Raw genomic sequence first — 12,257 nt, 5'->3', positions numbered from 1 at the left:
TGCCAGTTCGACAGGATGTGCGGCCGCCCCTCCTGCCGGTCATAGACGATGCAGCCCAGCGTGCCGGCGGTGCCGGAGGGATGGCAGACGCTGATGCCGGGCATGATCGGGTCGTGCCGCAGCTTGCGCTCGTCCTTCACCGCCTGCGGCACCAGCTGCCAGGACGGCTTGTAGCGCCGCTCGACCACATCGGTCGGGATCGCGACGCCGTCGACCGTGATGCTCTTCGGCAGCGGCGGGATGCCCTCCTCCACCAGCGCCTGGGGCGCGACCTTGCGGCCGACGGTGAACTGGATGCACAGCGCGCCGGTCGGCTTGCCGTTCTCGAGCTTCCGGCCGATGCCGACCGAGGTCACGTTCGGGTGGTCGAGATAGAGGTCCGCGGCCTCGCGGGCGGCCTGCTTCAGGCGCTCCGGGTCGATTCCACGAGGCTCGGTCTTGCGGGCCATGCAGCGACTCCTGAAATATCCTGTTGTGTGGCAGCCTGATGCGGCGATGGGTCCATCGCCACCGCCGACGCGTTATCCTAACGTGGGCGGGCCCTGGGGACGACCGGCGGATGTACAGCGACGTCATCGATCTTCGCGAGTTCTACGAGACCAGCCTGGGCCTGGTGGTGCGGCGCATGGTGCGCCGGCAGATCCGCCTGCTGTGGCCAGACACGCATGGCCAGATCATCCTCGGCCTGGGCTATGCCACGCCGTTCCTGCGCCCCTTCCTGGGCGAGGCCGAGCGAGTGATCGCCTGCATGCCGGCCGAGCAGGGCGTGGCCCACTGGCCGCCGGACGGCCGCGGCCTGGTGGCGCTGAGCGAGGAATGCGAGCTGCCGCTGCCCGACATGTCGGTCGACCGGGTGCTGCTGGTGCACGGGCTGGAGGCGACCGAGCAGCTGGGCGAGCTGATGCGCGAGATCTGGCGCGTGCTGAACGGCAGCGGCCGGCTGCTGGTGGTGGTGCCGAACCGGCGCAGTCTGTGGGCGCGGTCCGACCGCACCCCGTTCGGCCACGGCAAGCCCTATTCCTCGAGCCAGCTGAACCAGATGCTGCGCCAGCACCAGTTCGTGCCGGAGCGGGTGGCCCGCGCCCTGTGGCTGCCGCCGACCCGGTCGCGCTTCCTGCTGTCCACCGCCCCGGTGTGGGAGGAGGTCGGCGCCCGCTGGTTCCAGCGCGTCGCCGGCACGGTGATGGTCGAGGCGTCGAAGCAGATCTACCAGCTGTCGCGCGGCAAGAAGGTCCGCGCCCGGCGGCCGGTGCTGGTGCCGGTGGGGGCGGCGCAGCCGGCCCTGGGCGTGCGGCGCGAGGGCGAGGAGCAGCCGGGCTAGGGCCGGTCCCGGCGCAGCGGCCCGGGGCCATGCGGAAGCCCGGTTCCGCAATGCGTAAAACCCCAGATGTTTCCTTTGCTTTCGCCCCTGCCGCGTTTTACACCTGATCGCCCTCGACCCGGCAGGCTTCAGCCCGTTCCAGACGATGCCAGACTCCCCCCAGACGCTCGACTCGCTGCGCCAGCGGATCGACGAGATCGACGAAGCGCTGCATGACCTGATCATGCAGCGGGCCGGGGTGGTGCACGACATCGCCATCGCCAAGAACGGCGACCCGCTGGCCATGCGGCCGGGCCGCGAGGCCGCGATCCTGCGCCGGCTGGCGGCCCGCCACGGCGGCGACTTCCCGCTGCCGGAGCTGACCCGGATCTGGCGCGAGCTGATCGCCGGCTGCACCCGCATGCAGGCCCCCTTCGCCGTGGCCGTGCACGCGCCCGAGGCCCAGACCGAGCTGTGGGACCTGGCGCGCGACCATTACGGCAGCCACACCCCGATGACCCCGGTGGCCGGGCCGATCCAGGCGATCCGCGCCGTCTATGACGGCAGCGCCGCGGTGGCCGTGCTGCCCTGGCCGGTCGAATCCGACACCGACCCCTGGTGGCAGGTGCTGGTGTCAGACGACCCACGCGCGCCGCGCGTCGTCGGCACCCTGCCCTTCGTGGTGACCGAGCGGCACCGCGACGAGCCGCTGGCCCTGGCCGTCGCCCATCTCGACCCCGAGCAGACCGGCGACGACCATGGGCTGGTCGCGGTCGAGGTCACCGGCGACATCAGCCGCAGCCGGCTGAAGCAGCTGCTGGAGGCCGCCGGCCTGCCGCCGGTGGCGTTCTGGACCCGGCCGGCGCGCGCCGCCGAGGACGCCGCCATCCATCTGGTCGATGTGGCCGACTACGTCGCGCCCGGCGACGGCCGGATGGCCGCCCTGGCCGACCGGCTGGACGGACTGGCCCCCCGCATCCGCCTGATCGGCGGCTTCGCCACGCCGATCACCATCGGCCGCCGGAGCTGAGTGAGACTGCCATGACCGTGATCCAAGCGCCGCGCCCCCGCCCGGGCCTGCTCGACATCGACCCCTATGTCGGCGGCGAGGCCAAGGCGGTGCCGCATTCGCAGCTGGGCCGGCCGATCCGGCTGGCCTCGAACGAGGGCGCATTCGGCCCCAGCCCGAAGGCCACCGCGGCCTATCGCGAGCTGGGCGGCGAGATCCACCGCTATCCGGACGGCGGCTGCAGCGCCCTGCGCCAGGCCCTGGCCGTCCGCTTCGGCCTGGATGCGGAGCGCATCGTCGCCGGCGCCGGGTCGGACGAGCTGATCGCGCTCCTGGCCAAGAGCTATGCCGGGCCGGGCGACGAGGTGCTGTACAGCCGGCACGGCTTCCTGATGTACGCGATCGCGGCCAAGGCGGTCGGGGCCACGCCGATCGCGGCGCCCGAGGCCGAGCTGAAGACCGATGTCGACGCCCTGCTGGCCCGGGTGACGCCGCGCACCCGCATCCTGTTCCTGGCCAACCCGAACAACCCGACCGGCTACCTGCTGCCGAAATCCGAGGTCGAGCGGCTGCACGCCGCCCTGCCGCCGGACGTGATCCTGGCGCTCGACGCCGCCTATGCCGAATACATCGACGATCCGGCGTACAGCGCCGGCGCCGAGCTGGTCGACCGGGCGCAGAACGTCGTGATGCTGCGCACCTTCTCGAAGATCTACGGCATGGGCGCGCTGCGGCTGGGTTGGGCCTATGCCTCGGCCGGCGTCACCGACGTGCTGCACCGCGCCCGCGGGCCGTTCAACGTCAGCGCCGCGGCCCAGGCGGCGGGCGTGGCCGCGCTGGCCGACGAGGCCTTCATCGAGCAGAGCCGCGCCCACAACGCCGAATGGCGGGGCTGGACGGCGGCGGAGCTGGCGAAGCTGGGCCTGTCGCCCCTGCCCTCGGCCGGCAACTTCCTGCTGGTCGATTTCGGCGACCGCGACGCCGAGGCGGCGCGCCTCTATCTCAAGGACAACGGCATCCTGGTGCGCCAGATGGGCGGCTACGGGCTGCCGAGCTGCCTGCGCATCACCATCGGCACCGAGGAGGAGATGCGGGCCGTGGTCGCGGCGCTGGCCGAGCATCTGCGCGGCCGATGACGGCGGCCGGTCCCGCGCCGGCAACGGCGCCGATCTTCAAGCGGCTTGCCCTGCTGGGCATCGGCCTGATCGGATCCTCGGTCGCCCGCGCCGCCCGCAAGTACGGGCTGGTGGGCGAGATCGTCGGCCATTCCCGCAGGCCCGAGACCCGCGACGAGGCGATGGATCTCGGTTTCCTCGACCGGGTCGAGGCCGACCCGGCCGCCGCCGTGGCCGGCGCCGACATCGTCATGATCTGCGCCCCGATGGGCGCCTATGAGCAGCTGGCCAAGGCGATCGCCCCGGCCCTGGCGCCCGGCGCGGTGGTCACCGATGTCGGCTCGGTCAAGGGCATGGTGGCGAAGACCATTGCCCCCCATCTGCCCGCCGGGGTGCATCTGGTGCCCGGCCACCCGATCGCCGGCACCGAGCATTCCGGTCCGTCCGCCGGCTTCGCCGAGCTGTTCATCGACCGCTGGTGCGTGCTGACGCCGGAGCCGGGCGTCGACGCGCAGGCCGTCGCCAGGGTCGAGGCGCTGTGGCGCGGCATGGGCATGATGGTCGAAAAGATGACCGCCGAGCATCACGACCGGGTGCTGGCTATCACCTCGCACATCCCGCATCTGATCGCCTACACCATCGTCGGCACCGCCTCGGACATGGAGGAGGCGACCCAGGCCGAGGTGATCCGCTTCTCCGCCGGCGGCTTCCGCGACTTCACCCGCATCGCCGGATCGGACCCGGTGATGTGGCGCGACGTGTTCCTGACCAACAAGGACGCGGTGCTGGAGGTGCTGCAGCAGTTCACCGAAGATCTGGTGCGGCTGCAGCGCGCCATCCGGCGCGGCGAGGGCGACACGCTGCAATCCTGGTTCACCCGCACCCGCGCCATCCGCCGCGGCGTCGTCGACGCCCATCAGGAGGAGATGGAGCCGGAGAAGGCGGCGCGCCTGACCAAGGACGAGGAGTGAGGGTCTCGTAGGCTGGGCTCGCGCTTGCGACCCCACCGCTGCAACCTCTCCTCCTTGTCATCGCCGGGCTTGACCCGGCGATCCAGGGGCCACCCGGAGCGGCATCGACATCTCCTGGATGCCCGGGTCAAGCCCGGGCATGACAGCTGGGAGTGTGAGCGAAATGTTGGGTTCGCGGACGCGAATCCAACCTACGCGCTCACTGAGCCCAACGAATCTCCGGCAGCTTCGCCACCTGCAGCGGGCCGAAGGAGATCTTGCCCTTCTCGATCGTGATCGGGGCGGTGACGGTGCGGCTGCCGTCCGCCGCCGGCTGGCCGGCCATCAGGTCGAGCCCGACCTTGGCGAAGCCGGCGTCACGATCCTTCACCACGCCGGCCTTCTGCAGATCCTCGATCACCGCGCCGTAGCCGCGGATCTTCGCCGTCAGCGTGCCCTGCGGCTGCAGCCTGTCGTCGAGGTCGAGCGTCCCGCCGGCGTCGATCTGCAGCGGGCCCCAGCGCAGAGCCAGCTGGTCGACCCGCAGCTTGCCGCCGGCCGTCCGCCACGCCGCCAGATCCGGCGCCGTCGCCGCCTTCGGCAGCGTGCCCAGCACGGTCAGCCGCGCCGCCACCATGTCGACCCGCCGGCCCATCGCCTGCAGGCCGAGATCCGGCGTCTCCAGCCCCTCAATGTCGATCGCGGCGGCGCCGCCGGCCCCGGCCTCCTCCGGCGCGCGGTCGACCGAGCCGTTGACCCGGGCCACCGGCAGCGCCGCCGGCAGCAGCCCGCCGGAGAGCTCGACCTGCGACAGGGTCAGCAGCACCCGGGTCGGCTTGCCGTCAGTGCCGATGCGGGCGGTGCCGCTGCCCGAGCCCTTGACCTCGGCGATCAGGGCCGGGCTGCCCGGTAGGGTGACGCGCTGCGGCGGCGCGATGGTGAAGCCCACCTCCGGCAGGGTCCAGGGTCTGGCGGTGGCGACCACGCCGGCGGCGTTCCAGGTCAGCCCGTCGACCCGGCGCACGCTGGGCGCCTGCGATTCGACGGTGAAGGCCAGCGGGAAACCCTCGACGCTCAGCGTGCCGGGGTCGACCGTGACGCCCGGCGGCGGGTTGGCGGCGAAGGCCTGCGCCTGCGATTCGACCTTGCCCGCGGCCCAGTACCAGCCGCCGGTCCAGCCGGCGGCGAGCAGGAGGACGAGGGTGGTGGGAACGGCGACGATACGGCGGCGGCGGCGCATGGCGGTCCCGGATGGTGGCGCCCCAATGGCGGCGCGAGGATGGCACGTGGCCGCGACTGGGCCCCGGAGTCAAGCCGAACCCGCGGGACGCGACACGAGGCCCCTCCCCTTCGCATATGCAACACGCTACATCTTGCAGATGGCCGATGGTCACCACGACTGGAAGACGCCGAACCTGCCGCTGACCCCGGGCGAGCCGCTCTGGGTGTTTGGCTATGGCTCGCTGATGTGGAATCCGGGCTTCCCGCATCTCGAGCAGCAGCCGGCGGTGCTGCACGGCTATCACCGGCGCTTCTGCGTCCTGTCGCACCGCTATCGCGGCACGCCGGAGCGGCCGGGTCTGGTGTTGGGGCTGGACCGCGGCGGCTCCTGCCGCGGCATGGCCTTCAAGGTGGCGCCCGAGCATGTGCAGGAGGTGGTCGCCTATCTCTGGGAGCGCGAGATGGTGACCGGCGTCTACCGCCCGAGCCTGAAGCAGATCCGCCTGCTGTCCGGCCCGGTCACCGCCTGCTGCTTCCTGGCCGATCGCGGCCACCGGCAATATCGGGGTGAGCTCGGGCCGGAGGAGACGCTGGCGATGATCCGCACCGGCGTCGGCTCCAGCGGCCCGAACCGCGACTACCTGCTGAACACGGTCGAGCATCTGCGCGAGCTCGGCATCCGCGACGGCGCGCTGTTCGCGCTGGCGGAACGGGTGGCGGAGGGCGCGGAGCCCGCGCCGGCCACGGTTCCGTAACGCTTCAACGAATCGTCATCCCGTGCGCGCTGCGGCATGCAAATGCCGCTGCGCAGACACGGGATCTTCCTCGGACCCGAAGAGATCCCGGTTCTGCAGCGCATCACTGCGTGCTGCGCTGCAGAACCGGGATGACGGGAAAGCTCGCGCCGCGATCACCCTTACCCGCAGCGCGAATAGCCGCAGTTCAGGCAGGTGTCGCAGCCTTCCTGCCGGATCAGGGTCGGGTGGCCGCATTTCGGGCAGGACCGGCCGGGCGGCCGGACCGGTGCGCCGGTCGCTTCCGCCGTCACCTCGACCGCCACCTCGGGCACGATGCCCTCAGGCTTCTCCAGGAATCCCGTAGCCACCATATGCCGCTCGATCGTCTCGCCGATCGCGGCCAGCAGCGACGGCACGTAGCGCCCGCCCATCCACTGCCCGCCGCGCGGGTCGAACACGGCCTTCAGCTCCTCGACCACGAAGGCGACGTCGCCGCCGCGCCGGAACACGGCGCTGATCATCCGGGTCAGCGCCACGGTCCAGGCGTAGTGCTCCATGTTCTTGGAGTTGATGAAGATCTCGAAGGGCCGGCGCTGGCCGTCCACCACCGTGTCGTTGAGGGTGACGTAGATGGCGTGGTCGCTGTCGGGCCAGCGCAGCTTGTAGGTCTCGCCCGGCAGCACCTCCGGCCGCGCCGCCGGGGCGCTGAGGCCAGGCGCGTCGGCGGCCCGCCGCTCCGCCGGTTTCGCCTCCAGCACCGCGCCTGTGATCGGGTTCGGGCGGTAGGTGGTGCAGCCCTTGCAGCCCAGCGCATAGGCCTGGGTGTAGACGTCCTTGAAGGCGTCGAAGGACAGGTCCTCCGGGCAGTTGATGGTCTTGCTGATCGAGCTGTCGATATGCTTCTGCGCCGCCGCCTGGATCGCCAGGTGGTCGGCCGGCTGCAGCGTCTGCGCGTCGACGAAATAGTCCGGCAGGGCCGCGTCGGCGCCGTGGATCTCGCGGAACAGCCGGTAGGCGTAATTCTCCACCGTCTCCGCCCGCCGGCTGCCATCGGGCAGCAGCACGTTGCGGGTGTGGGTCCAGGCGAAGACCGGCTCGATGCCCGAGGCGACATTGCCGGCGAAGAGCGAGATGGTGCCGGTCGGCGCGATCGAGGTGAGGAGCGCGTTGCGGATGCCGTGCTCCGCGATCAGGTCGCGGATCTCCTGCGGCAGCTCGGCGACGCCCGGCGCGGCCAGGAAGGCATCGCGGTCGAACAGCGGGAACGGCCCCTTCTCCGCCGCGATCTCGGCCGAGGCGCGGTAGGCGTGGAGCTTGATCGCCTCTAGCCACTCCTCGGTCAGCGCCGCGGATTCGGGCGAGCCGTAGCGCACCCCCAGCATCAGGAAGGCGTCGGCCAGACCGGTGACGCCGAGGCCGATGCGCCGCTTGGCCCAGGCCTCTGCCTGCTGCTCCTGCAGCGGGAAGCGCGAGACGTCGACGACATTGTCCATCAGCCGGATCGCCACCGGCACGATCTCGGCCAGCGCCGCGTGGTCGAAGCGGGCCTCAGGCGTGAACGGGTCGGCCACCAGCTTCGCCAGGTTGACCGAGCCGAGCAGGCAGGCGCCATAGGGCGGCAGGGGTTGCTCTCCGCAAGGGTTAGTGCTTTGAATTCGCTCGCAATATTGGAGGTTGTTCCGGGCGTTGATGCGGTCGATGAAGATCACGCCGGGCTCGGCCGAATCATAGGTCGAGCGCATGATCCGGTCCCAAAGCTCACGCGCCGGCAGGGTGCGGAAGACGCGGCCGCCGAACACCAGGTCCCAGGGCGCATCGTCCGCCACCGCCTGCATGAACGGGTCGGTGACCAGGACCGAGAGGTTGAACATGCGCAGTCGGCCGGGGTTGCGCTTGACCTCGATGAACTCGACCACGTCCGGGTGGTCGCAGCGCAACGTCGCCATCATCGCGCCGCGGCGGGAGCCGGCGGACATGATGGTGCGGCACATCGCGTCCCACACATCCATGAAGGACAGCGGGCCGGAGGCGTCGGCCCCGACCCCGGCGACCGGCGCGCCCTTCGGCCGGATGGTGGAGAAGTCGTAGCCGATGCCGCCGCCCTGCTGCAGCGTCAGCGCCGCCTCGCGCAGATGGGCGAAGATGCCGGCCATGCTGTCCGGCACCGTGCCCATGACGAAGCAGTTGAACAGGGTGACCTCGCGCCCGGTGCCGGCGCCGGCCAGGATGCGCCCGGCCGGCAGGTAGCGGTGGTCGCGCAGGATGCCGAGGAAGCGCTCGGTCCACAGGTCCGGGTCCGATTCGGCGGCGGCCACGGCGGTGGCGACCCGGCGCCAGCTGTCCTCGACCGACTGGTCCAAGGCCGTGCCGTCCGGCTGCTTCAGCCGGTACTTCATGTCCCAGATCTGGGTCGCGATATCGCCCGGCTCGGCCACGACGGACCTCCCGCAGAACGGCAGACCCCCAAAGGATGGGGGTCTGTACGGGGCGGGTCAACCAGGGTTCGTGGCAGCCCCCAGAACCCCGCTATTCGAGTCCGGCATAGATCGCGGCGCGCAGATCGGTGACGAAATCGCCCTTCATGCCCTCCAGCGCGGTGTTGGTGAGGGCGACGACGCTGAGCCGGTTCGCCGGGTCGACGAACCAGGAATGGCCGTAGACGCCGCCCCAGCGCCAGGTGCCGGCGGTCATCGGCACCCCGGCCGCCGCCGGGTCGGTCACCAGGGCGAAGCCGTAGCCGAAGGTCATGCCCGGCGATTGCGGCATCGCCAGGCCGGGGATCTGGCTGGTGGCCATGGCCTGCACCGTCTCGGCCTTCAGGATCGGCTCTCCGCCCCGGCGAAGGGCCTCCAGGAAGACCAGGAAGTCGGGCGCCGTGCCCGCCATGCCGGCGCCGCCGGAGGGGTAGGAGGCCGGGTCGAAGATCCGGCCCGGGGCATAGCTGAGCCCGGCGAACTCCCGCGATTCGGGGATGGTGTAGGTCTCGCCCATCCGCACCGGCTCCGGCGTGTCGTCGGCATAGGCGACGGCCAGCCGCGACCGGTCCGGCGGGGCGAAGCCGGTGTCCTTCAGCCCGAGCGGTTCGGTGACCCGGCGGCGCACGATCTCGCCCAGGCCTTCGCCCGCGGCCTGCTCCAGCACGGCGCCGAGCACGTCGAGAGCCACCGAATAGGCCCAGGCCGAGCCCGGGGCGAAGGCCAGCGGCGCCGAGGCGATGCGGCGCAGATTGTCCTCGAAGGACCGGCCCGGCGCATCGAGCCCGTCGGACACGCCGGCGCGGCGATAGGGGCCGTCCGCCGGTTCAGCGAAGCTGTAGCTCAGCCCGGCGGTGTGGGTCAGCAGGTGATGGATGGTGATCACCGGCGCGCTGCCGTCGGCCAGCTTCGGGCGGAAGTCGGGGAGGAACCTGGTCACCGGGTCGTTGAGGGCGATCCGTCCCTCCTCCACCAGCCGCAGCGCGGCGGCGGTGACCATCGGCTTGGTCAGCGAGGCGTAGAGGAACACCGTGTCCTCGCGCGCCGGCCGCCCGGCCTCGCGGTCGGCCAGGCCGGCGGCGCGGCGGTACAGCAGCCGGCCGTCCTGCGCCGCCAGCACCACCGTGCCGACGATGCGCTTCTCGGCCAGCGCCCGGTCAATCGCGGCGTCGATCCCCCGCGCCAGGGCGGAGCCGGCGGCGGGCTCGGTGTCCAACAGGGCAATCGTCATCGCAGGACTCCATTTTCGGATTGATCGCTACGAAATATGATCGGAGAGTCCGTGTCAACCAGATTTTCAGATCGATCGCTATGAAAACAGATCCGCCCCGTCCCCGCGGCCGCCCCCGGGGCTTCGACCGCGACGCGGCGCTGGACCGGGCGCTGCCGGTGTTCTGGCGCCAGGGCTATGAAGGCGCCTCGATCGCCGACCTGACGGCGGCGATGGGCATCACCACGCCCAGCCTCTACGGCGCCTTCGGGTCGAAGGAGCGGCTGTACCGCGAGGTGCTGGACCGCTACCGCGCCGACCCGGGCCGCGCCGCGCCCTGGGCCATGGCGGCGCCGTCGGCGCGGGAGACGATGCAGCAGATCCTGGAAAGCTCGGCCCGGGATTTCAGCGACCCGGCGCACCCGCCCGGCTGCATGATCTCGACCGCCGTGCTGACCTGCGCCCCGGAGAACCGGCCGGCGGCGGCGGCGGTGACATCGATGCGCGGCAACACGGTGGCACGGCTGCGAACCCGCTTCACCCGCGCCCTGGAGGAGGGCGAGCTGCCGCCCGGCACCGATCCGGACGAGCTGGCGCGGTTCTACGGCGCCATCATCCAGGGCCTGTCGGTGCAGGCGTTGGACGGCGCCGGATACGACGACCTGATGAAGATCGTGCGCCGGGCGATGGCCGCCTGGCCGGCCTAGCCGATCACCGATCGCCGCACCGCCAGGATCCGCCCCGGCCCATGCGCCGCGGCGAAGAGCAGCCCGGCCAGGAAGACGAAGTGGTCGACGAAGAAGCCGAACTCGGCCTGGTTCCCCGTCCAGTGCGACGGCCCGTGGAAGGCGAAGGCCAGGAACACGACATAGACCGCCGCCACCAGGCACGTCTCGGTGAAGAACGCCCCGGTTAGGAAGCCGATCACCAGCAGGCATTCGAGGATGGCCGCCAGCCAGGCCAGCAGCATCGGCATCGGGAAACCCGCCGCGGCGATGTAGCCCGCGGTGTCGCCCATGCCCATGAATTTGAAGCTGACCGCCAGCAGGAAGACCACGGCGAAGATCAGCCGGCCGACGAGAACGGCCGCCACCCGCCACGGGGATACGTTCGCACCAGCATCCATCGCCGCCTCCCCTCAACGATTATGATAAGGCGAGCCTAGCCGAGACGCAGCGACGGGTCCAATCCCGCTAGTCTGGCAGCATCACCGGCGCGGCGGCGGCCAGGGGGCGGCGCAGCCGGTCGGGGTCGTCATAGCGCCACAGCGGGATGCCGGCGCAGCGCTCCACCCGGTCGGGCATGCCGTAGCGGGCGGCGATGGCGCGGGCGTGCAGACCGTCCATCAGGATGAAGCCGAAGGGCGGGGCCTGCGAGGCACCTGCGCCGCCGGCCCAGTCGGTCCGGGCCCAGTCCTCGTTGACGATCCAGTGATAGGGGGCGCCGTTGCGCGCCACCTGGGCGATCTGGACCCGCCGGCCGGAATGCAGCACCAGCGGCTTGGCCCACCAGTATCCGGCCAGGCCGGCGACCGGCGCCTGACCCGCGAAGCAGGCCAGCGTCGGCGGCGGCACCATCCGCACCGCCAGCTGCGCCGGCCGGGCCCAAAGCGCCGCGGCGGCGGCCAGCAGCACGGTCAGCGCCAGCCCGGTCGACCAGTGCGGCACGCGCAGCCGGTCGGCGGCGAGATGGGCCAGCCACAGCGCGGTCAGCAGCCACCAGGGCTGGAAGTAGCGCAGGAAGGAATCGTCGCGGAAGATGCCGAACAGCACCACGGCCAGCAGCGTCGCCAGCGAGGACGCCGCCGCGAAGATCGCGATCCGTTCCGCCGGCTCGATCACCCGGTGCCCGGCGGCGAGGGCGCGCAGCACGGCTAGGCTGCGCAGCACTGGCATCAGGCCGAAGGCGATCAGGCCGAGATTGACCGCCGTCTCCGCCATGTTTGCCCGCCACAGCACGCCGCCGAGCCGGACCAGGCCATAGCCGATGCCGAGGTCGAGCTGGCGGCGATAGACGCCGTTCAGCGGGTTGATCCAGTCCTGCAGCAGATAGGCGGCCAGCGCCGCCGCCCCCACCACGGCCGCGGCCGCCAGGGCCGCCCCGCGGGTCCGCGGTGCCAGGGCGCAGAGCAGCGCCAGCGCCAGGGCCGGTGCTGCGGCATAGGGCAGGACGAAGCTGTCCGACAGCACCCCGGCCAGGATCAATGCGGCCAGCCCTGCCAGTGGCCAGCGGCCCGGCCGG

At 71.6% G+C, this 12,257-nt stretch carries 12 protein-coding genes; 6 read left to right on the top strand and 6 right to left on the bottom strand.

The window, feature by feature from the left end; genetic code table 11:
* Positions 1-449 (bottom strand): hypothetical protein (locus ABDW35_RS21040; protein WP_343715841.1); only part of this gene is annotated, 449 nt, incomplete at its 3' end.
* 110 nt (positions 450-559) lie between these two features.
* Here ABDW35_RS21040 and ABDW35_RS21035 point away from each other — a divergent pair.
* The 4 genes from ABDW35_RS21035 to ABDW35_RS21020 all read left to right on the top strand — a co-directional run bounded on the left by ABDW35_RS21035 (position 560) and on the right by ABDW35_RS21020 (position 4,395).
* Positions 560-1,321 (top strand): methyltransferase domain-containing protein, encoded by a 762-nt coding sequence (locus ABDW35_RS21035; protein WP_343715840.1) that lies wholly within the window; start codon positions 560-562, stop codon positions 1,319-1,321.
* 145 nt (positions 1,322-1,466) lie between these two features.
* Positions 1,467-2,330: a chorismate mutase gene (locus ABDW35_RS21030; protein ID WP_343715839.1), complete on the top strand. Its 864-nt coding sequence runs from the start codon at positions 1,467-1,469 to the stop codon at positions 2,328-2,330.
* Between the two features lie 11 nt (positions 2,331-2,341).
* Positions 2,342-3,445: a histidinol-phosphate transaminase gene (gene hisC, locus ABDW35_RS21025; protein ID WP_343715838.1), complete on the top strand. Its 1,104-nt coding sequence runs from the start codon at positions 2,342-2,344 to the stop codon at positions 3,443-3,445.
* On the top strand, positions 3,442-4,395 hold the full coding sequence (locus ABDW35_RS21020) for a prephenate/arogenate dehydrogenase family protein (protein WP_343715837.1): 954 nt from the start codon (positions 3,442-3,444) through the stop codon (positions 4,393-4,395). The genes hisC and ABDW35_RS21020 overlap by 4 nt, the downstream gene beginning before the upstream one ends.
* A 199-nt stretch (positions 4,396-4,594) precedes the next feature.
* Here ABDW35_RS21020 and ABDW35_RS21015 read toward each other — a convergent pair whose 3' ends face one another.
* Positions 4,595-5,614, bottom strand: a complete 1,020-nt coding sequence (locus ABDW35_RS21015; RefSeq protein WP_343715836.1) for a DUF2125 domain-containing protein — start codon at positions 5,612-5,614, stop codon at positions 4,595-4,597.
* Positions 5,615-5,753: 139 nt separating this feature from the next.
* Here ABDW35_RS21015 and ABDW35_RS21010 point away from each other — a divergent pair, with 139 nt between their 5' ends.
* Positions 5,754-6,350: a gamma-glutamylcyclotransferase gene (locus ABDW35_RS21010; protein WP_343715835.1), complete on the top strand. Its 597-nt coding sequence runs from the start codon at positions 5,754-5,756 to the stop codon at positions 6,348-6,350.
* Between the two features lie 161 nt (positions 6,351-6,511).
* Here ABDW35_RS21010 and ABDW35_RS21005 read toward each other — a convergent pair whose 3' ends face one another.
* Together ABDW35_RS21005 and ABDW35_RS21000 are read right to left on the bottom strand one after the other, a co-directional pair.
* On the bottom strand, positions 6,512-8,767 hold the full coding sequence (locus tag ABDW35_RS21005) for an adenosylcobalamin-dependent ribonucleoside-diphosphate reductase (RefSeq protein WP_343715834.1): 2,256 nt from the start codon (positions 8,765-8,767) through the stop codon (positions 6,512-6,514).
* A 91-nt stretch (positions 8,768-8,858) separates the two neighbouring features.
* The gene (locus ABDW35_RS21000) at positions 8,859-10,037 is read right to left on the bottom strand and encodes a serine hydrolase domain-containing protein (protein ID WP_343715833.1); all 1,179 of its coding nucleotides are present in this window, start codon (positions 10,035-10,037) and stop codon (positions 8,859-8,861) included.
* 80 nt (positions 10,038-10,117) lie between these two features.
* Here ABDW35_RS21000 and ABDW35_RS20995 point away from each other — a divergent pair, with 80 nt between their 5' ends.
* The gene (locus ABDW35_RS20995) at positions 10,118-10,723 is read left to right on the top strand and encodes a TetR/AcrR family transcriptional regulator (RefSeq protein ID WP_343715832.1); all 606 of its coding nucleotides are present in this window, start codon (positions 10,118-10,120) and stop codon (positions 10,721-10,723) included.
* Here ABDW35_RS20995 and ABDW35_RS20990 read toward each other — a convergent pair.
* Positions 10,720-11,142: a DoxX family protein gene (locus ABDW35_RS20990; protein ID WP_343715831.1), complete on the bottom strand. Its 423-nt coding sequence runs from the start codon at positions 11,140-11,142 to the stop codon at positions 10,720-10,722. The two genes, ABDW35_RS20995 and ABDW35_RS20990, sit on opposite strands and share 4 nt — an antisense overlap.
* Before the next feature lie 67 nt (positions 11,143-11,209).
* On the bottom strand, positions 11,210-12,257 hold a 1,048-nt coding region (locus tag ABDW35_RS20985), incomplete at its 5' end, for a hypothetical protein (RefSeq protein ID WP_343715830.1).

The sequence above is a fragment of the Inquilinus sp. genome (genome assembly GCF_039594555.1).
GTDB lineage: Bacteria > Pseudomonadota > Alphaproteobacteria > DSM-16000 > Inquilinaceae > Inquilinus.
The sequence above is the reverse complement of the archived record's forward strand: the minus strand, read 5'-3'. Positions and strand labels throughout refer to the sequence as shown.